The sequence below is a fragment of the Pandoraea commovens genome (genome assembly GCF_024704525.1).
In the GTDB taxonomy this organism is placed as follows: Bacteria; Pseudomonadota; Gammaproteobacteria; order Burkholderiales; family Burkholderiaceae; genus Pandoraea; species Pandoraea commovens.
In genome coordinates this window covers 1,785,122-1,806,740 of the sequence record NZ_CP102780.1, presented here as the reverse complement: position 1 = coordinate 1,806,740, position 21,619 = coordinate 1,785,122, and the positions used below count along the sequence as shown (strand labels likewise).

Annotated in this window: 8 protein-coding genes; 4 read left to right on the top strand and 4 right to left on the bottom strand. The window is 65.8% G+C overall.

Annotation, left to right across the window (positions count from 1 at the left end):
* Positions 1 to 72 precede the first annotated feature (72 nt).
* From NTU39_RS08560 to NTU39_RS08545, 4 genes are all read right to left on the bottom strand, one after another.
* Positions 73 to 13,761, bottom strand: coding sequence for a filamentous hemagglutinin family protein (locus NTU39_RS08560; RefSeq protein ID WP_257959662.1), 13,689 nt, complete (start codon positions 13,759 to 13,761; stop codon positions 73 to 75).
* A 258-nt stretch (positions 13,762 to 14,019) separates the two neighbouring features.
* On the bottom strand, positions 14,020 to 15,027 hold the full coding sequence (locus NTU39_RS08555; protein ID WP_150665705.1) for a FecR family protein: 1,008 nt from the start codon (positions 15,025 to 15,027) through the stop codon (positions 14,020 to 14,022).
* A 198-nt stretch (positions 15,028 to 15,225) separates the two neighbouring features.
* Positions 15,226 to 15,801, bottom strand: a complete 576-nt coding sequence (locus NTU39_RS08550; protein WP_150665706.1) for an RNA polymerase sigma factor — start codon at positions 15,799 to 15,801, stop codon at positions 15,226 to 15,228.
* A 2-nt stretch (positions 15,802 to 15,803) separates the two neighbouring features.
* Positions 15,804 to 16,505, bottom strand: a complete 702-nt coding sequence (locus NTU39_RS08545; RefSeq protein WP_150665707.1) for an STN domain-containing protein — start codon at positions 16,503 to 16,505, stop codon at positions 15,804 to 15,806.
* 366 nt (positions 16,506 to 16,871) lie between these two features.
* Between NTU39_RS08545 and NTU39_RS08540 the strand changes: the two genes are divergently transcribed.
* The 4 genes from NTU39_RS08540 (at position 16,872) to NTU39_RS08525 (ending at position 21,600) form a co-directional block, all read left to right on the top strand.
* The gene (locus NTU39_RS08540; RefSeq protein WP_373275369.1) at positions 16,872 to 17,399 is read left to right on the top strand and encodes a Csu type fimbrial protein; all 528 of its coding nucleotides are present in this window, start codon (positions 16,872 to 16,874) and stop codon (positions 17,397 to 17,399) included.
* A 13-nt stretch (positions 17,400 to 17,412) separates the two neighbouring features.
* Entirely contained in the window at positions 17,413 to 18,207 is a 795-nt protein-coding gene (locus NTU39_RS08535) for a fimbrial biogenesis chaperone (RefSeq protein ID WP_257959661.1), read from the top strand.
* Positions 18,208 to 18,334: 127 nt separating this feature from the next.
* Entirely contained in the window at positions 18,335 to 20,641 is a 2,307-nt protein-coding gene (locus NTU39_RS08530) for a fimbria/pilus outer membrane usher protein (RefSeq protein ID WP_257959660.1), read from the top strand.
* The gene (locus tag NTU39_RS08525; protein WP_174984958.1) at positions 20,638 to 21,600 is read left to right on the top strand and encodes a Csu type fimbrial protein; all 963 of its coding nucleotides are present in this window, start codon (positions 20,638 to 20,640) and stop codon (positions 21,598 to 21,600) included. The genes NTU39_RS08530 and NTU39_RS08525 overlap by 4 nt, the downstream gene beginning before the upstream one ends.
* Positions 21,601 to 21,619 lie beyond the last annotated feature (19 nt).

Genomic DNA, 21,619 nt, shown 5'->3' with positions numbered 1-21,619 from the left:
GTCCCAAATGAATTCTCAGACGGCGCCGACGGCAATCGCCACCGGCCCCTTCCCATCGAACTGCATCTCGCCTCAATGACTCTGCGCCGCAGCCGGTTGCATCCGCTTACGCTCGGCGTCGCTCAAGCTACGCCAGAGTGCGGGATCGACCTTGCCGCCCATGCCGAGAATCTGCACGGGGCTTGATGCATCGTACCGATAGCCTGCCCCGTAGCGTGCCGCGTCGCCGTTGGCTGCCGACGGCTTGCCGTCCGCCTCGCCCTGCGAACCCTGCACCGACGCGCCCAGCATCCGCACCGTGAAGATCGACGACTGTCCTGCGCGTTGGCTAGCCCGGTCGCGTGACACAGCATCCTGCGCTGCGGCAGCCGCCTGCGCGGCCGTCGCGCTTGCGTTCGTCAACGCCCCCACATTCACCGCTGCGATGGTCGGAATGCCCACCGACTTGCCCTGCACCTGAATGTTGTCGGCATTTAGCACGCGTAGCGCCGCGATGTTGACGTTGCCGGACACGCGAATGCCCGCTTCGCCCGCATCGATCGTGCCGAGCGGCGCGATCAGGTCGATGTCGCCCGGCGGAATCTCCGGAATCGGATTGAGCGTTGCGATACCGGCCCCGGTGTTCGGTGTCGTCGGCGACAGCGAAACCATGCCCATCTCGTCGTACACCCGACGCTGCGGCGTGTAGACCACCGTCGACTTCGAACCGCGCCCGGCGTTGATGTCTCCCTGCGCCGACCACGCCAGTACATTGCCGCCGAACGTCGTGAAGATACGGCTCTGGCCCAACAGGATGCTGTCTCGCGAATACAGATCCACGTTGCCGCGACCCTGCGTGAGGACACCCGATCCTTCGCCGGGGACGAAGCCGCCGTCTACGCCGATCAGCGTTCGTCCGCCCGGCGTGACGATGCTGATCCCGCCACCGAAGTCCGTGTGAATCCCAGCGTCCTGCACTTCGTAATGCGGCACGTCGTATTGCGGGCTGCCACGGGCAATCCATTGCGCCTGCGTCAGATACTGAACGCCCGGCAGCGGACGCACTGTCGCCTCGCGATTCAGGTTTTGCAGGTAATACTTCGCGCTGCTGTACATCGTGACGCTGCCCTCGTATGTCAGCGGGTTTCCGGCGGCGTCGTGCGTTGGGAACAGCGTGGCGATGGCTTCGCGTCCGCGCAGATAACTGCCCGCACGCGCGCCGCCAGTCTCGTTGTACTCGCGCCCAGACGCCCGCAGCTCCGCAAAGTACACGTCGCGCAGATACGTGCGTTGTTGCTCCGGCGCGAGCGCGTCGAAGAACTGACGCGCGTTCATGGACGTCGCATCGAAATGCAACCCTGCGTTGTTTGGCCCACCGTAGCGCGTCGTCAGCCAGTTCACGAGATGCAACTGGCTCTGCTGCGCGTACTCATTGCGCAGGTCGCGCTTTGCCGCGCCACTGCCCGCCTGACTCGCCGCGTTGGCAGCGTTCAGCTCGGCCTGCTTGCTCACGAGGAAGGCGTCGGCACCGGCTGCGTCGCCGCGATAACCGAACTCCTGTTGCAGCCACCCCACGAGTGTGAGTTCGCCACCGTAGACGACCACGGCCTTGCCCGGTTGATCCGACAGCGTGCGGCCGGGATCGGCCTGATTGGCCGCGTCGAGATAGCGTGCGGCGAAGGCCTTGAAGTCGACACCGTCGAGCCCCTTCGGACCGACGCCCGCCGCGACCGCAATCGCAGCGCCATTGCTTCGGTCGCCGGGTTTAACGTTGACGACCCCACCGAGGCTGCGCAACTCCGCAGTGTCGCCCATGAACACGTCGCGTCCCGCCGTCACCTCCAGCGCGCCCGGCCCGATGACGTAGAACGTGCTGTAGCGCACGTCGCGTCCGGCGGAGACCACGGAGACGTCGTCGGCGCGGTTGTGAACGATCACGTTGCCTTGCGTCGCCACACCGGTGCGCCGGCTCGGCGTGCCCGGCTTGGACGGATCGAGCGCGTCGCGCGTCATCGACCAGCCAGCAAAGTCGCTGTTGGAGACCAGATACGTGCCGAGCGGCGTGCCGGAATTCACGATGTCGCGTCCCGCACGAATCGCTACCGCCCCGTTGCCCTCGTACCACGTGGCCTCCAGCCCCTGCTTCGGGGACAACGACGCCCGGTAGTTGATGCCGCCCGTCTGAAGGCCCACGATGTCGCCTGCTACCGCGTAGAAGCGTGCCGGCGACACATGGCCAACGTCATAGCCCGAAACGGTGGCCGGCGTCAGGCTGAACATGGGGAACACGTTGGCACCAGAGGCACCGTAGTAGTAGAAAAGATCGGGCGCGAGCGCGTCCTGCCGCACGTTCGTGAGATACGAACGATTGCCCGGGATATCGGCCACCCCCCCGGCAAACGCAGGCGATTGCGGCGTGGGCAACGCGCGCGGATCGGCCGCCGAGCGGCTGATCGGGAACCCGCCGCCGAACATCGATTGCCCCGCGAGCATTTCGAGCGCCCCACCGTCGCTGCTCACCTTGAACAAACTGCTGACCGGCTCGGGCGCGAGCAGCATCGGTGTATCTGCCGTTGTCTGTGCGCCGTTCGCGAAGAAGCTGTCAGTCGCGGCGGGACCGTTGAAGATGTTGCCCGCGCCCGCCGTCACACGCAACGTGGCGGGCAGAACGAAGCGGCCGTCGGTCGGTGAATGGTTGCCCCCCACACGGGTGCGATCGGCGATGGCGGTGAGCGGTGCCACGCTGCCCCCGGCGCTGAAGAGATCGATGGCGGTCGAAGGGGTCCACAGCGTGAACCAACTGAAACCCTCGCCGCTGTAATCCACGCCGCCCACCGAGAACGGTGTGCCGTTGTTGCGCTGCTTCGTGCGGGTCGCGTCGCCATAGCCGCCGATGACGAGATCGCCACGGGTTTCGACGCGCGCACCCGAATCCCCGAGCACAAGCGTCGGGCCACCGCTGGCCATGCCGCCCGACACCACGAACGGGCTCGTCGCACGCGACTCACGCAGATCGGCTCCGCCTGCAACCGCGCCGCTGCCACCCAGTGCGCCGGCTTCTACGCGCGTTGCGCCGCGCAGATTCGTAAAGGTGCCATAGAGGGACAGATTGGCATTGCGCCACGCCGTCGACTCGCTGATCTCGTTGTTGGCGGGTGCGATCGCGCGCACGTCTCGCACCGGGTTGAGTCCGCCGCCGATGCGAATGTCCAGATCGCCGCCGCCTGTCAGCACGATCTGCGATCCGTCGGCAGACACACGTCCCGTACTGGCCACCGCGACGTTCACGCCCTGACTACGTGCAAAGACTTTCGTCGCATCCGAATTGCTCGGGCCCATGCGTGACTCAAGCATCCCCGCGTTGCCGCCGGCCTCCATGACGAGATTGCCGCCGCCCAGCGTACCCAGCCCAGTGAAGCCGACCAGATACGGCATCTTGGCGAATGCGTCATAACCTTCGGACGGACCCACGGTGTAGGTCCCGAAGTTGATCCACCACGCACCCGGCACGCCGCCGTCGGCAATCGCCGAACCGGAGCCCTGTCGCCAGAGCCAATTGCCCACGTTCGACATGTCGGCCGCTGCGCGCGGCATCCCGAAGCTCGTCGTGCGACGAAAGCCCGAGCCGTCCGCCGCGATGTCGCCGCGAATGTCGCCGCCCGCGCGAACGAACAGGTTACCGCCATGCTCCGGATACCACGCGCCGTAAAGACTGTCTGTCTTGCCGTCGACGTATTTCTCGAACGTCGCGCCGTCGGCACCGAGCACGTTCGCGCCCTTCACTTTGCCGCGAGCGAGGTTGTACGCCCCCGTGACGTCGGCGGCTTGCGTGCCTGCGGTGTAGACGCCGAACGGCGAATTCATCGTGAAGTTGCCCGCCGCAAGCATATCGAGATCGCCGGTCCCGGTACGCAACACGCTGAACGCCGGTTCGCGTGCCGGCAGCGAATTGAAGGTGTACGTCGGCGGCGTGCCTGGCGTGACGAGACGAATCACGTCGTAGCCGCCGTTGATGCCGTCGATGTCGCCGTCTTCCACAATGCCCAGCATTTCCAGCTCGGCTTGCGTCACGATCTCGCCGGGAATGCCGCCGTACCAGTCGCCGTAATCGCCCCATCTGAAGACGCCCGGCGACCCGCTGCCCGGCACCTTGACCCGCTCTTCTCCCATGCCGTAGTGCGTGTCGGAAAGCACCAGATGCCCGCGCTTGCTGTCGGGCTGCAATGCGCGCGGATCGGCCGCTGTCGTGTCGGCCCCGGCCACGAATCGCATCGACCATGACGCCGAACCCGGCGCGAGCATCGGCGCGATCGCGAGCAAGTTGCCCTGCACGCCGTCCGCGTCCGCCGGGCGCAGTTTGACGACCGTCGCGCCGCCCGGCAACTTCACATCCGTTTCCGCAGGAATGATCGCGCCCTTGCGCAGATCCACGGCGTTCGCGAGCACCAGCTTTACCGGCACGACGGCACCGGCAGGCCACGTGAGCGCCGCCACGGCAGTCGCAGCAGGCAGCACGTTACCGGCGTCGAGTTGCGTTGCGCTGCGCAGCGTCACGGCAGACGGCAACACGGCACCTGCGGCGTAGATCACGTTGCCTGCGGCGTCGCGCACCGCGCCGCCAAGGACCGTGCCGGCCGGCAACGTCAGCGTGCCCGTGAGCGAGACGCGTGTCGGCAAGCGCAGGCCGAGCGGCAGCGTCGTCGCCTGTACGGGGATGTCGTAGTTGAGTGCGCGTCCGACCGGGAATGCCGTCCCTGCGGCCAGCTTCACCTGCCCGCCCACCGGCACGACCGCATCTCCGCCCCAACCGGCCACGCCGCTCGTGAGCACCCAGCCCTTGCTGTCCGTGCCCGGCGTGAGACGGGTGGTGTCGAAGCCGTCGCTTACGCTGCCATAAACCTTCAGGTCGCCCCCCGCCCGAATCGTCAACGCGCCCGCCTCCCCGCTGCCATACACGCCTGTCTTCTGCGTATGCGGGTTCAGACTCGCGTAGCGATAGCGAGACAGGTCGATGTCGCCGTCGAGATGGATGTCGCCGTCCGGCGTCTTGCTCATGATCTCAACGCCCGGACGCAGATGAAACGCGTCCGTATAGCGACGCAGCCCCGCCAGCCGTGCGAGCATTGCCCCGTTGGCGAGCGCGTTCGTCATGAACGTTTCGTTCTTCGCGTGGAGTGCGTCGAGGTATGCCCGATTGACGACTTGATAGGGGCGGCCATCGACCGCCGTATCGGTGCCCGTCGGGGCATCCAGATCGCGATACATCCCATTGACGGTGATGGCGCGCGCGCCGTCGATCACCACATTGCCGCCCGCGTCGATGGCAATATCGTTGCCCGTCGCGCCACCTCCGGCACCGAGACGTTTGGCGCTGATCTCCAGCGTTCCAACGTTGAGCGACGTACCGTCCGTGCCCCCCCGCACATCGAGACGTGCGCCGTCTGCGAGCACCACGCGCCCTTCGCTGCCGTTGATTTCGATGACGGCGCGATTCGCCGCTTCGATGATCTGACCATAGCTGTCGCGACGAGCGACCTTGCCGTGCGCATCCAGCACGGCTGCGCCGCTCACGCTCACGCCATCGCGCGCCGACAGGCGAATCGTCCCCACCTGATCGCCGCTGGCGTCCACACGGCCCCGGACTTCGAGATGTCCGCCGTCGACCGAAAGCGTGATCTCGCGCGCCCTGAGTTCGTCGCCGACGACGAGATCGCCCTGTTTGATCTGGAAGCTGCGGCTGCCGAACACACCGCCGTCGGTCAGGCGCGCATTGAGTGCTGTGAAATCGTCGATGCGTTGCGCGCGCACATCGATCCCCCCGGCGGAGAACGGAACGAGCGTGCCGCCCGCATCGTACTGGCCGGTCGCGCTGCCCAACAGTTTGCCCAGCAACGAAACGTTGCCACCCGAGGCACCCAGCGCCACCACCGACAGCTTGCCCGCACGGTTTTCCATTGCCGACAGATCGATGCGCGATCCGGCCGCCTGACGCACGTTGCCGTTGGCGCTCGACAGCAGGACGTCGCCGCCCCAGCTGTACTTGCTCACGTCGAAGAAATCGAGCTTGCGACCTGCGAGATCCAGTTGCGCGTTATCGCCCAGCGTCACCTCGCCCTGCGCCGCCACGCTCAGTCGACCGCTCGGCAGCACCACACCGGTGTCGAGGTTCACCGTGCCACCGGCCTTGAGGGAGACGTCCGCGCCCAGAGCCCCCACGAAGTCGGCATTGGTCAGCACCGGTTTGGCACGGGCACGGGCGTTGGTCACCGTCAGGTTGCCCCCGGTCGTGTAGCTGCTCGTCGAACCGGCAGCGCCTGTGAGCAGCGGCGTATCGATGACGAGGTCGCCGCCGCTGTAGTCGTAATCCTTCGTCTGCGCATTCCAGCCTTGCTGCGACCGGTAGACGGACAGACCGCCCTTGTAATTGGCGCTCACGCGCTCGCTGGCGTTCAGATTCACCGTGGAGAACCCGAGCGCCATCCGGTTCTGGTCGTTGTTGCTGTCCGGCTGCGTGGCGGGCCCGTAGCCGAGCACAATCTCCTTCGCGTCGATGACGAAGCGCCCGCTGCCGGTGCCGGCGCCGTCGGCCGTCACCGCACCGGCCGGCGACTTCGAACCGCTCCATACGAGGCGATCGGTACGGATGCGCGCGAGTGCGTCGGCCGAGCCATAGCCGAAGATGGCCGGTGTGCCGAGCACGAGCGTGTCGATGCGCGACTTGCCCGTCGCCGGGTCGAGGGTCGAGAGTTCGACGGAATCGAAGAAGTTGATCGAGTCTCGCGCGACGAGCGACAGACTCTCAAGCGCGGGCGTGCCGTACGCGGTATCGCCACGCAGCAGGCGGCTCAGCATGGATTGGTCGAGCGTCAGCCCGTCGGCCAGTCGTCCCTTGGCGGCGAGTGCGTCGAGCGACGCCTGACTGCCGACGTTCACCCGGCCGACCGTCAGCGCCAACTGACGCGCGCCGTAGCGCACCGCATCGGTGATCGTGAAACGTTTGTCCGTCGACACGGCGATGCTGCCTTCGGAGAGCAGCAGCGTCTCGCCCGAACAGGTCGCGCCCGGCGCGCACACGCCCAGATCGATGGCGCCTGCCCCCTCGGTCGGACTGCCCGCCTCGGGTGCCAACATCGTCAATCGACCATTGGAGACGGCCAGTACGGCCTTCGAGCCGGGCGCGTAGACATAGCCGAGCGTGGAATCCCACATCGGCTTGCCGTAGCCGAGCGTGCTGATGCCGCTGCCCTGCTCGATACGAATGCCGTCCTGCGGCGAGTTCGACGAAATGAAGACTTCGCTGGCGCGCAGCATCGCGCCGCCGCGTAGCACCACATACTTGAGCGCACCGTTAATCGACGCCCTCATGGCCGACGCCAGCAGGCTGCTGGTACTCGTCGTCACCTCCGGCAACCCGCCGATCCCGATACGCGCCGCACCGACGGCGTTCAGATCGGCGGCGTTGAGTGAGATGAGCGTCCGGTCGCCCACGGTCGGCGTCGCGCGTGGCCCGAGTATCTCCACGCGCTCACCTAGCGAGGAAATCAGCAGACTGCTGCCGTAACCGTCCTTGGCCGCGGCGCCCGCCATCAGTCCGTCGAAGCGCAACGCGGGCACATCGACCACCTTGCCCGCCTCTCTGTCGCTCAGGAATTTCAGATCCAGACGCTTGGCATCGGCTTCGACAAGCGAGCGAGACACGCCATTGCGCGCCGAACTCGCACGGACATAGCCCGCGTAGCTCATTTCGTTGTACTGCGCATATGTGCGCAGCACGCTCGCCGGGCTCAGCAAGGCCTGCGTCGGCGCGGCATTGCGAATGCCGGTGTTGTTCACGCTCAGGGTCACCGGTGCGGTGAGCGAACCGTTGCGCATGGCGACCGGACCGAGCGAAGCGTCGACGGTGGCCTGCGTCTGCAATTCGACGCGGAACGCGCCCGGCAGCAGGGCAAACGTCGACGGCAGCAATGTGTAGGTGCCCGCAGGCAGTCCGGGCACACCGGCGCCGATCGTGATCCGCTGGCCGATGAGCGGGTCGCCTGCACCGCGCTCGCCGAGCACCGGGGCGTAGGCCGGTTGCGTCCCCGGCACGATGGCGTAGACCGGATTGGTCGACAGCGCGGGCAAACGGAAACTTCCCTTGTTGCCGGTCTGCACGACTTGCATGAGCGGCGAGAGGCGAACGTCGACGGAGCCGCCACGTCCGGCCAGGAACGCCGCACCGCGAATCTCGCCGCCGCCCGACAGATCGATCACGGCCCCCTTTTCCACCGCGATGGCGTGACTGGTGACGATGACGGACGGGCCACCGCCCGGCCAGAAGGTCTGCACGTCGTTGCCCGCGTACATGTAGCTGAGCCCGTCGAGCGAGCCGCCGTAAGGCATCACGAGACCGTTCGCGCTCACCGACGTCACGCTGCCGGGCAGCAGATGAAACATGCCGACGCCCTCCCCGCCAAACTGACTACCGACCGTGATCGTGCCCATCGGCGCGCGCAACACGCCGCCCTGACGGATCGTCGGCGCGACCAGCATGAGACTGCCGAAGAGAGAATAGGGCTGCTCGGGCAGCACCTCGGTCGTGCGAGCGATCGTCAGTACGCGCTTCGGGTCGAGTTCGATAGCGCCGTTCGACGCCTTGTACTGGCCCACCACGAACTTGCCGCTCGCGTTCGCCGCCGGATAGATCTGCGCGGCGGCCAGTGTCAGGTCGCCCGGCACGTAGAGTTCCTGCCTGTCGAGCAGACGTATGTCCCCGGCGCTGCGCAGCACAACGTCGCCGAACGCCAGACGCTCGACCTTGACCGGTGTCCCGCTGTTCGTCTCGATGGTCCCGGCGGTGCCGAACTGAACCATGCCCGTGAGATCGATGAGCGACGCGTCGATGTCGAATCGAGCGTCAGGGGCGAAGTTGGGCACACCAAGCACGCCGATGCCCCGCCCGCCGTTCTTCGAACCGTTGACCGGATTGGGCAGGATGAAGTTGTCGTCCTGACCGCCCCCCGCCGACGCGACTTGCACATATGGCGCAGCGAGTTTCACGCGCGTGGCAGGTGCCGCGCCGCTCGCCAGCCCCAGCGAGCTTGCCGCGATGCGCAGACTCTGGCCCATCGACAGGCTCACGTCCCCCGCGAAATCGAGCATGCCGTTGGCCATCAGCGACAGGTTGTCGAAGCCACCGGCCTTGATGCGGTCGACGCCGATACGCGCCCGTCCGAGCACCAGCCCTCCGGCCCCGCCCATCTGACCGGGCAGCAGTGCGTCCGACAATTCGCTCGGGCCTTGCGTTTGCGCGAGGATCATTTCCCGCGCGACGCGTACCGCATCGTCGACGTTGGCACCCTTGAGGCTGGTGCGATCCACGCGGCCGTAGAGCGGCGTGTCCAGCGCCACGTTCAGCGTGCCGCCCGCCGCACCCGCGCCACCAGCCTCGGCCTTCATGTCGCCGTCCAGATACAGGCCGCGACCGGACGCCAGCGAGATCACGCCACCGTTGCTGGCGACGCGTGTGCGGCCCAGCCCCGGCAGGTCGATGTCGGCGACGGCGCCGGAAGCGTCAAGTGTCGCCCCCGAACGCACGACGATGAACGCGTCGGCCCCGACCAACTTCGTCGCACCGGGCACATACTTCGCGCCAATCTGGATCGTGCCGCCATCGGCCACCTTGCCGGTGTAGGTGCCGGCAGTCGAGCGCGCCACGAACGGACGCGCCGCCACGTCGAGTACGGCGTTCTCGCCGATCCACATGGAGGTCGGTGTGAGACGACCTTCGGGCAGATTCGAGCCTTCGGTGAGGAATTCGCCCGCCAGCACGCTCAGGGTGCCCGACGCCGCATGCAGGCCGCCGAGCAACGTCATCTGACGATTGCCAGTAAGCGTGATGCTGCGACCGGCGTCCACCGAGATTTGCGAGCCGCTGCCCAGACGCAAGTCCGCGCGTTTGTACGACGCGCCCGCCGACAGCGCAATGTCCGCGCCGCCGCGTTGCGACACAGTGCCCTTCGCGGCGTCGGCCTGCCATTCGGGCGGCAGCCAGACGGACAGCATCTGTCGCGGAACGGTGCCGCTTTGGGCGTCGCGCGCAGCTTGTACGTCGACGTTGAAGACCGGCATCGCGACGTCAAGTCGCACGTTGTCCGCAACCACCAAGCCGAGTTGTCCCTTTACGTCGTAGCGGGCGAAGCCGCTGGAGAAGAGACCGGTGCCGAGCGACGTAGGGGAAGCCACACGCACGGCATCGACCAGCGAGAGACCGGCCGGAATCGTCGCGCCTTTTTCCAATCGAACGTCCGCAGGAAGCGGTTGCCCGGCCTTCGCGACGACGTCGTAAGCCACTATCGTCCAACCGGCCGGAAACACGTTCGCGGGCACGACATAACCGCTGGCAATCATCCCCTCGCCGCGGGAGATTTTGCGATCGACGGGCACGACGTCGCCTGAGCGGAACGCGTTCCCGTACTGATCGTAGACGACGTAAGCCGTGCCGTTCACGCCAGCGGGCACCGTCCAGGGGGCCGACAGCACGCCGGGGGCTGCCGTGGTGAAGACCGGCTGCGTCGTCAGCACTTCGCCGGCGCGCACGGTGGAGACGGTCTGCACGAAGTCCGTCGACATGACCGTGCCGGCTTTGATCACGTACTCCTGCAAGAGAGTGAGCGCGACCGGCGACGTTTCGCCAACGCCGAGCCAACCGTCTTTGACCAGCCCCGGGGCACCGATGATCACGCCGTTACCGGTGTCGATCTTGAGCGTGCCGCCGCCGTTCACGCCGAAGGCGCGCAGGTCGCCGTCGACATGCAACGCGCCCACGCGGGTGCCGTTCGTGTCGTACTGGCTCGCGAGCAACGACACGCTGCCGCCCTTGCCGCCGCGTACCGTGCCGTTGGCCAGCAGCGCGGCCCCGGATGAGACGTCGATAGCACTGCCCTTGGACAGAATCACGTCGCCCGTGCTCGATAGCGCGACGGACCCGCCATCGAGATACGGCATGCCGTGAACGCCCGCATCACCGTCGATGGCCCGGCTCCACACCCCGCGCGCGTCGAGCGTTGCGCCGCTCGCGACCTTTACGTATTGCGTCCCCGCGACTCTGGTGGTGTCGACGACCGGCAGGTCTTGCCATAACCCGCCGCCCTGATTCTCGTTCACGCGACGCAGCATGTTGCCGACGTTGATCGCGCCGCTTCGCGCGGTGAGGTTCGCGTCGATGTCTACGCGCGTCGCATGCAGGCCGATGTCGCCGCCATCCGCCACACGCAGATCGCGGGAGAGGCCAACGCGCTCGGTCGCGAGCAATTTCACGCCGCCGAAGTGCTGCCGATTGAGCCAGCCGGCGTCGAGCGAAATCTTCCCCGCGCGTTGCGCATCGATGTCGGCATCCAGCGCAATGGACGCCGCCAACGCCTGAATATCGCCGACATCGATCGTACGCACGACGGCGTTCGGACTGTCGCGCAAGGTGAGCGACGTGTCGTCGTAATACGGCGTGAGCTTGCCGACGATCAACTGCCCGCCACGCGGCGCGGCGAGTTGCGATTGCAGGTAACCGTCATACAGCCCCCGATCCGCTGCTTGCGTCTGACGCGAGCCTTGGTAGACGGTGGTATCGACGTCGCCTTCGAGCACCGCCGACTGTCCGGAGACGATCAGACGTCCGGCGTCGCGCCCCACGGTGTAGCCGTTCTCAAGCCGCTCGCCCGGCGCGATGAACGGCGTGGCATACGCCTCGGTCGTGTTCTTGCCCCAGCGCGCGTGGGCAACTTCGAAGCCGCGATACACGCCGAGGTAGCGCAGGTCGCCCGGTGCGTTGTCGACGCGATAGAACTGGCCGTCTTCTGCGCGCAACCAGCTTTGCCGGATCATGCCCGTCTGCACGTCGAGCGTGCCACCGGCCAGATTGATGAGCGAACCAGCGCGCGTGACGACTTGCGCGCCGCCCAATTGCACCGTGCCCCCCTGCGCGGCCCATTCGCCAACGCCGTGCTGCGCGGTGTTGAGATAACCGCTGACTTCCAGCAAGCCGCCCGACGTGTACCAGCGATCGGTCGAGTAGCCTTGCGTGCCCGCCGGCACGCGCACCAGATAACGACGGTCGATGAAGACCGTCAGACTGTTCAGTCGTTGGGTGTCGCGATTGGTGGGTGCGTCGCGCTGCTCGTTGCCCTGAATGTTGACTTCGAGATTGTTGGACGCCATCGCCATTTGCACACCGACCGCGCCCGACACATCAAGTTTGGCGCGTTCCATGGCAATCATGCGTCGCGTTGCGGCGACGTTGATCTGTCCGCCGGTCGCGAGCGTGAGCGTGTCGCTGTCGAGCAGCACATCGCCCGACGAGACGATCTGCACCAGCGACTGATCGCGACGGTTGTACAGTCCGGATTCCGCGACCTTTGCCGTGTCGGCAAGCAACGTAGCGCGTTGCACGTCGAGCGCGGTATCGCCGGAAGTATCGAGCACGATGGCATTCAGTGCGCCCGGTGCCACGTGCACCAGCGCGTTCGTGTCGCCACTCGCCGTCAGGTGAATCGTGCCGCGCGTGTTGACGGAGGTCGAGGTAACCAGCACGCCGCTTTGCTCGACCTGACGCCCCACCAGCGAGATGTCACCCAGCGGCGCCTGAATCAGACCGCTGTTGCTGACGCGTCCGGCCGTCGATCCCGCGAGGAGGCTCGGCGTGACTTCGTTGCCGCGCGTGCTCGAATTTGGATTGCCGTCCGTACCCATACCGCGACGGATGACGAACGCGTCGCCACCCGCGATCACCGTCTGGCCTGAGGGGGTGACGATCGTGCCTCGGTTATGCGCTTCGCGACCGAGCAGCAGCACGTAGCCGCCGCCTTCGGTCACCGACTGCGGCTTGCGCGTGTTGATGCGCGCACCCGCATCGACGACCACATTGGCCGTCGCGCCGGTGTGCGTGAACCCTGAGCCGGTGACGGTCAGGTCATTGGCGAACGTCGGCACCGTCACACTGGCGAGGGCCGTGCCGTAGATGCCGCGATTGAATTGGTCGTTCGTCATGCCCACGGCAGCCGCCACCAGATTGCGCGTATCGACCTGCGCCGTGCCCGTGAACTGAATGCCGTTGCGGTTGACGATCACGACCGTGCCATCCGCCTTGATCTGCCCCTGAATCTGGCTGGGACGCGCGTTCGGATCGTTCACGCGGTTAAGCACCGCCCAGCCCGGCTGCTGCGCGAATTCGACCGTCGTGCGACGCCCGACGTTGAACGTCTCCCAGTTCAGAATGGCTTTCTCGCCCGTTTGCTCGATCTTGACGTTGGTGTTGCCAGCGGCGTCGCGCGATTGCGCGATGTCCTTCTTCGCGTTGATCCAGCCCGCAGTGAGACTGTTCGTGTCGACCTTCAGGCCGCCTTCGGCGAGACCGTCGGGAATCGCTTCCGGAGACGCAGCGGCCGCCTGACGCGCCGCCGTCTGTGCGGCCTGCATCGCCGCGATGCCTTGCGCTGCGGTTGCGAGATTGGCGATGGAGTTCTGCAACGCCTGATTGGCACGTTGCTGCTGTTCGCCTGGGTTCTGCAGCGACGAGACGGGCATACCGTTCGGCAGACGTCCCGTTTGCGCCGCCGTGGTCTGCGCAGCACCGCGTGCGGCGAACCATGCGTTGCTGAACGCCTGCTGCGCGTGGGCCTCGCTCCAGAAGCTGCCGGTGGCGAGCACCAGTGCGACGGCGTGCGTCATTGGCGAGAGGCGCAAACGTCGTGCGCCTGGCGTCGAATGTCGTGACTGAACCGTCTTGCCCGTCTGTCCGCGTGTGACCATCTGGAACTCTCGCCTCATTCTGCGCCGGCCCCGCAACGCGACATTCCCCATGCGTGCGAATCGGCTTTTCCCGTAGATTTGTGCGCACTACGACCCGAGTGACGGTGTCGCAGAAACGTCGTGACGAGCTAAGACGAACCCGGCGAATGGAGTCCGCAAAATTTTTTGCAGACGGCTGTGGCAATGCGTTTTTGAAGGCATGCGAAGCGCATCGGCCACTCAGCCGACGCGCGCTTCACTTCAAGGGAACCAACCGGATCAGGTGAGAACGAGCAGACCGCCCGGCAACTGGCGAGCGTGCAGATCGAAGCTGTATTGCAACTGGGCGATGGCGCGATCGAGCGATGCGATGTAAAAGCTGCCGCTCACAGGCTGGTTGCGCACCTTGTCGTTCATCAGGACGATGCGCCCCGGACGATACCGGTTGATCTCGTCGAGCACGACCGCCAGACGCGTCTGACGAAACACCAGTTCGCCATTGCGCCATGCGGACACATTGGCGGCGTCGGCCAGCGTCACACCGGCGAGTTGGTGACGGTCGTACGCCGTCTGCTGCGCCGCGTGCAGCACGCGCTGCCCCATCGGATGATCGACACGCACCGCACCGGACAGGCAAGTCACACACACGCGGCCGTCGAGATACCGCACCTCGAATCGCCCAGAGGTCGACGAACTCGTGCCACCTGCGGCCGCCACAACAAACGCCGTACCCATACCGTTCCCACGGCCACCGGGCAGATCGACGGCCGCTTCCCCGCTCAGCAGTTCGATGCCCGGCACGCTGGCGGACACATCCGTACGAATGCGGGTCTGGGTGTTGAGCGTGACGTCGACCTGTCCAGCCGAACCAGCCAACCGGATAGCACGCTGTTCGCCGGTTGCAGTGCTGTAGTCCGCGCCCCATTGATCGGGGGACGGCCACAACCCCGCAGGCGGATGGACGATGGCGGCCACCGCCAACGCAGCGCCGCCCGCGACCATCGTGCCGAGAAAGGCGCGGCGGCCAGTGCGAACGGCGACGCGCACCGGCGGCGTGCGTCGTCCGAGTGTCTGACCGAGCGCCGCCGCAGCGGGGGTGTAGCTGTCCCACTGCGCTCGGGCGGCATTGAACGCCGCCTTGTGCGCCGGACTGGCGTCGAGCCAGTGTCTGAATCGCTCTGCATCCCATTGCCTGACGGTGTCCGACTTAAGCAGGCGCAACCAGACCCAGGCTTGCCGATGCAGCTCGTCCGGGGTGTTGGCGTGGTCGTCAGGAATGGAAGTCATGTCTGTCTTGTTATTCGATGGTGCACAGCGCCGGGGCACTCATCGTCATGCCGGAGCCCCACCGACGAGGCTCGCACGCGGTTTTGCCACGTCCGCCAGTAGGTAGACGGATGGCAAGCGCGAAATCCGCAAACTTTTCGCTGATCGAATTCTTACGCGGCATTACGCGAGCTTTGGTGTGCGCCGTTGTGAGTGCCATCACGTGTCCCGCTCCATTTTTCGCGCCAGATAATCGTGTGCATGCTTGAGCTCATACTCCACGGTACGTTTGGAGCACCCCAAACGCTGCGCGACGTCAGACTGAAGCAGGTTCTCGAAGTGAACGAGTACGAAGATCTCGCGACGGCGTTCGGGCATGCGCTCCAGCCACTGCATCATCGTCTGCATCTCGATGCGCGCCTGCACCGTCTGTGCCGGACCGGGTGCGGGGTCGGCCAGCTCGATGAGCGCGTCCACCTCGTCGAGCGGCAAGGCGCGGCTGTTGCGACGCAAGGCGTCCACTGCAATGTTGATCGCCATGCGCACCAGATAGCTGCCGGGGCTGCGCACCGACGCTGGTAAGGCATGGGCCGCTTCGCTGGCGTCACCGGGTTCGCCGGGGTCGCTCGCGTCGTCCGACGGCGGCGCCGGTTCGGCGTTCACGCGCAGCCATGCGTCGTGCAAGGCGTCGCTGGCCAGATCGCTGCTGCCGAGCAGATGCGTCACCCGGCGCTTGAGCGCACCGTAATGGCGGATCAGGTATTCGGAGAGGGCCGGTTGGGAATCGTGCGCCATGCCTAGCGTTCCCGGCGCTCAGACATGCATGGGGGCGTCGCGTCGGTCGCGCGCGCCGCGCTCGGCACGATCAGCAGCGTGAGCGGTTGATGCAGGTCGGCGGGCGGTGCGATGTCCAATACGACACGCTGCAAGCTGGCGAGGATGGCTCGGTCGCGCCGTGCGTCGCCCGTGCTGCTCAACAGCTCAACGTTTTCAAGCGCACCGCTCTGCCTGACACCAAAGCGCAGCAGCGCCCGATACGCGCCCGGCGCGCTGTCGCCGCCCGCGCACAGGGCCGACATCACGCGCGCCTGAACGAATGCCGGATAACCCGCAAGGTTGCCAAGTCCACCGCGCGCGGCCGCGCCCGAGGCCGCACCCTCCGCTGTGCGCAATACGAACGCCGGTCCCGTATCGCTGGCAATGCGTTGCGCCACGAGCCCCGTGCTTTCAAGCAATTGTGCGAGCGCCGTTTGCGCCGTCAGAAATCCATGAACAGGCGACGACTCCAGCCCGTCGACCAGTTCGCTTCTATAGAGCGTGGGCAAGCGGGTGACGCGGGCGAACTCGCGCAAGGCGTCGGACAGGGGTTGTGCGGGGATATCGAAGGACAGAAAGGCGTCGCCGCTGCGTAACGCAGGCTGTGCGATGGCGAGCGTGCCGCCGCAAAACACGAAGCCGGCAAGCGCGAACGCGCGCAGCGGCGCGAAGCTGCCTGTCATGTCGTCGAGAGTGGCGTTGGCTGAGAAGGCCGGACGTGCGGGGCCTGAGTTGGCGCGCGTCGCCTTCGGGTGAGCACAGAACCTGAATCGGCTTGAAAGTTACCGTTCGCTCATGACAGACGCATGACAGTTAGCAGTGCTGTGGGTAGCACGCAATGCCCGCTCATCCGGAATTAAACGGTCATTTGAAATAAAAGAGCTAAGCCGTGGCCGTTCGTCACTCGCATGACACAAAGGCAAGCCCGCGATATACACTATGTCTTAAGTAGTGCGACGTACTTTACGTATCAACGTGGTATGCGGCGCCGGCAGTTGCATCGCCTTTTGCCCGCTAGGTCCCTCCGACGTTTTTTCGAGAAACCGACGATGAATAAACCAGTTGCGCGCATTACCGTCCTCCTGGCAAGCCTCTTGCTTGTTCCGCCGCTGCCTGCGGTCGCTGCGGTCTACAGCAACGGCACCGCCACCAGCACCTTCACTGTCACGCTGATCATTCAGGCCGGTTGTTCGATCACGTCCACACCGATGAACTTCGGGACGGTGTCCAGCCTGACGACGCCACTCACGACGACGACGACCCTGTCGGTGACGTGTACGAATACCACGCCCTACAACGTCGGTCTGAGCGCAGGCACCACCACAGGCTCGACGACCAGCGCACGCTTGCTGGCAGGGGGCACCAGCGGCAACACGGCGACGGTCGGGTTCGGGCTCTTTCAGGACTCACAGCACACGACCAACTGGGGCACGTCTCAGGGCACCGATACGGTCAGCGGCACCGGTAACGGCTCAGCGCAGACCGTGACCGTCTACGGTCAGGTCCCGACATCGGCTGGCGCCATTCCCCGGCCCGATACGTATTCGACGTCGATCACTGCGACCGTTTACTTCTAGCGGGGCGCCAACGATGACAGTTTTCCGCCTCGGGGCGGAGCGACGCGCCATGACCGGCGCGGCGGGATTTGTTCGCCACATTGCGTTGCGCTCCCCTCTTCTCCTTGTGCTTGCCGCGACGCTCGTCAGTCTGCCCGCCGCAGCCGCCACGCTTCAGATTTCCCCCGTCAATGCCGAATTCGCAGCCAAACAGAACGCCATCGGCATGACGTTGAGCAATCCGGGCGACACGACCGTCTACGGGCAGGTCCGGATCTACACATGGACGCAGGCGGATGGCGAAGACAAGCTCACGCCGACCGACGCCATTGCGGCCAGCCCGCCGATCCTGCGCATCGAACCCGGCAGTTCTCAGATCATCCGGCTTGTGCGGATGGCGAACACGCCGCCCGCCACCGAACAAAGTTTCCGCCTGCTCGTCGACGAACTGCCCGAACCCGGTCAGCCCGTGCAGAGCGGCATCACCATTCATATGCGCTATTCGATTCCCGTGTTCGTCGCGCCGCCGACCGTGCCCGCGAAGCCAGATCTGCGATTCAAACTCAAGACCATCGACGGCGTGTGGCACCTCGAAGCCGAAAACCACGGCGGCACCCGCGCGCAGATCGGGGCGTCCGGTCTCGTCGACGCAGCAGGGAAGTCGCACCCGCTGACCAGCGGTCTGCTCGGCTATGCGCTTGCCGGGCAACGGCGTGTGTTCAAGGTGTCGTGGCCGGTCGGGAAACCGCCTGCGTCGCCGCTCGCCCTCGACGCGGCGATCAACACGGTGCCCACGCGCTTCGTCGTCAATATCGATGGCGGCGGGTGAGCGCGCGCGTATCCGTGCGAACGCCCTCACCCCTGCTCTCGCCCTATCCGTCGCGCCGCCCATCCCGTGCTGCACGCGGAAAAAACGCCCGCCTCGGCAACGACAGGTGGTCATATGGTTGGCGAGGATGGCGAGCGTGTTCGCGGGCGCGCTCACGCCTGTGCCGGACGCAACCGCCGCCGACGCCATGCCCGCCGATTACTATCTCGACGTCTCCGTCAACGGTGCGGCGACCGGGGCCATCGCCCACTTCATCCTGCGTGACGGGCGTTTCAGCGCCGCAGCCGATGACCTGCAATCGCTCGGTATCGACGTCAGTCAGCTCAGCGTCTCCGGCGACGCACAAGTGCCGCTCGACAGGATCGGTGGCGTGCAATATCGCTACGACGCTGCGCGACAGAGCATCGACATCGACGTGCCCGATGCGCTGCGCGTGCCGTTCCAGATCGGCCGTGTCGCACCGCGCGCGGCGAACGCCATGACGTCGCGCGGCTTCGTGTTCAATTACGACGCGCTGCTCGAGCGGGACCGGACTACGCGCGCCTCCAGCTGGACCGAGTTCCGGTACTTTCATCCGGGCGGCGTGTTCAGCCAGACGGGCGTATTCGACACGTACTCGGGGAGTCAGGCCTATCTGCGCTACGACACGTTCTGGCGTCATGACAATCCCGTGGAGATGAGCAGCCTGCAACTGGGCGACACGATCTCGGGTTCGCTGGCGTGGTCGCGCTCGATTCGCATGGCGGGTGTGCAGTGGCGCAAGAACTTCGCCCTGCGGCCCGACCTCGTCACGTTCCCCGTGCCCACACTCGGCGGCTCGGCGGCGGTCCCTTCGTCGGTCGACGTCTATCTCGACGGTATCCGGCGCTTTGGCGGCAGCGTGCCCGCCGGTCCGTTCGTGATTCGCGAGACGCCGGGGCTGATCGGCAATCTTCAGGCAACGGTCGTCACACGCGATGCGCTCGGGCGCGAGAGCGTCCTTAACGTGCCGTTATATATCGACACCCGCATGCTGGCGGCGGGACTGTCGAGCTATTTGTTCGAAGCAGGCGTGCCGCGCACCGACTACGGTTTCCGATCGTGGGGCTATGAGCATCGTGTGGCCGCGTCGGCGGCGTACCGCTACGGCGTGTCCGACCGGCTGACGACCGAATATCACGCAGAGGGCTCGTCGGGACTGGTGAATGCAGGCGTGGGTGCGCTGGTGTCGATGTCAGGCTATGGGGTTCTGAGCGGCTCGCTGTCCGGCTCCACGGGAAAGCGCAATGGCGCGCAGATCGGCGTGGGCTACCAATATCTGTCGCGCGGCTTCTCGTTCGATTCACTGTTTCAGCGGACCATCGGCGACTTCCGCGATCTCGCCACGCTCGGCGGCTCGGGCGTGCCGACGGCCATGGACCGTGTCACCATCTCCACGCCGTTCTGGGAAAACCGGACGCTGTCGTTGAGCTACATCGGCATGCGCGGCCCCGATTTCCCAACGTCGCGCGTGCTGTCGGCCAACGTCTCCTGGCCGGTGCGGGTCTTGGGCTCGCTCAACCTCGGGGCGTTTCAGGATTTTGCGAATCGCCGCAGCTACGGTGTGTTCGCGATGCTCAGCTTTACCCTCGGTCCGAATACCGTCGGGTCGGTGTCTCTGGCCCGACAGCAAGGCTCGACGCAGGCCCTCGCCGGGGCGACGCGCACGCCCGACTATGGCGGCGGATGGGGATGGAATGTGCTGGGCGGCGTAAACGACAGCGTGCGCATCGGTCAGGCGCAGGCGCAGTATCTGGGGCGCTACGGACAGGCGTCGGCACAGGCACAGACGTACGACGGACAGACACGTGTCGGTCTCGGACTGTCGGGGGCGGTCGTCGCCATGGATGGCGGCCTGTATCCGGCACGGCGCATCTACGACAGCTTCGCGCTGGTCAAGACGGACGACGACGCCAGCGTGCCCGTACTGCGCGAACAACTCCCGGTCGGACGCACCAACGGCATGGGCAATCTCGTCATCCCCGATCTCAACGGGTATCAGATCAACCGTCTCAGCGTCGACCCGACGGACCTGCCCGCCGACATGCGCATCTCGCCCGCCGCGCGCACCGTCATTCCCGAGTCCGGGGCCGGGGTGCTCGTCGCATTCCCCGTGCATCGCTACCGCGCCGCGCTCATCACGCTGGTCACGCCGGACGGCGCGCCGTTGCAGGTCGGTGCACGCGTCACGCATCGTGAAACGGGCGCGCAAACGGTTGTCGGCTACGACGGCCAGACGTTCGTGGACGCCTTGCTGCCCGACAACTCGCTAGTGATTTCGCAGAACAACGGCACATGTGTCGTGACGTTTGCCTACGATCCGGCCGTTCAGGGCGCGATGGCACGGATCGGGCCGCTAGTTTGCACGCCGCAGGGCAAACCCGCCTCAGCAAGACCGTCGGGGAGAGATCGATGAAACGCTTCGTCCTGCTCTCGATCCTTTTTGTGATGGGCTTGTTCGCCGCCCCCACTGCACAGGCTCAGACCTGCTCGCTGGGAGCGCCGACGATTGCCCTGCCCGCCTTCAGCCCGATCACAGGCACCGCACTGACGACGACTGGCACGGTCAAGGTCACTTGCACCTGGGGCGCGATCAATCTGGTGCCGAATGTGAAGATCTGCGTGACATTTTCGGGGACGTCGCCGCGCACGCTGGTGAATGGCAGCAACACGATTGCGTACAACATGTACACCGACAGCGGACACGCAACGCCTTGGGGGTCCACAGCGGCCACCGCGCTGTCCACCACGTTCAGCAATTCGATTCTTGGCGGCACGGACAGTAAGAACATCGACATCTACACACAGATCGCGGCGAACCAGACCACCGTGCCGAGTACCAACAACGGCGACACCGTCTACTCCGCGACGTACGCGGGAAGCACCGTCACGCTGTCCTATCAGTTCTATTTGCTGGTCGCCCCCGCGTGCGGCACGTCGGGCTTTTCGAACGGTACGACGAACGGGTTTACCGTGAACGTCACGGTGATCAACCGGTGCACGATCAACGCGACGGGCCTCACGTTCGGACCGTCGACCACGCTAAGCAATACGCTGACGGCACAAGGCTCGCTTGCCGTGCAATGCACGAACAACGACGCGTATCAGATTCTCCTGAGCAGCGGTGTGAGCGGGCAAGTCGGTGCGCGCACGCTGAAAGGCCAGAACTTTGGCGCGACGATTCCGTATCAGCTCTATACCAACTCGACTTATGCCACCGCGTGGGGCGACGGCACGGGCGGCACGTCGACCTATGTCGGCACCGGCACCGGGCTCGTGGTACCGATCACGATCTACGGCCGCATTCTTGCGCAACCCTCCACCCCGGCGCCGGACACCTATAAGGACTCCATCACGGCAACGATTCAGTTCTAAGGTCGGTGAGCGTGCGACG

Excerpts from the sequence above, each read along its gene's own strand:
- NTU39_RS08540 (WP_373275369.1), top strand. The coding sequence starts at position 16,872 with ATGAATAAACCAGTTGCGCGCATTACCGTCCTCCTGGCAAGCCTCTTG.
- NTU39_RS08530 (WP_257959660.1), top strand. The coding sequence starts at position 18,335 with ATGGCGAGCGTGTTCGCGGGCGCGCTCACGCCTGTGCCGGACGCAACC.
- NTU39_RS08555 (WP_150665705.1), bottom strand. The coding sequence starts at position 15,027 with ATGACTTCCATTCCTGACGACCACGCCAACACCCCGGACGAGCTGCAT.
- NTU39_RS08560 (WP_257959662.1), bottom strand. The coding sequence starts at position 13,761 with ATGGTCACACGCGGACAGACGGGCAAGACGGTTCAGTCACGACATTCG.
- NTU39_RS08550 (WP_150665706.1), bottom strand. The coding sequence starts at position 15,801 with ATGGCGCACGATTCCCAACCGGCCCTCTCCGAATACCTGATCCGCCAT.
- NTU39_RS08545 (WP_150665707.1), bottom strand. The coding sequence starts at position 16,505 with ATGACAGGCAGCTTCGCGCCGCTGCGCGCGTTCGCGCTTGCCGGCTTC.
- NTU39_RS08525 (WP_174984958.1), top strand. The coding sequence starts at position 20,638 with ATGAAACGCTTCGTCCTGCTCTCGATCCTTTTTGTGATGGGCTTGTTC.
- NTU39_RS08535 (WP_257959661.1), top strand. The coding sequence starts at position 17,413 with ATGACAGTTTTCCGCCTCGGGGCGGAGCGACGCGCCATGACCGGCGCG.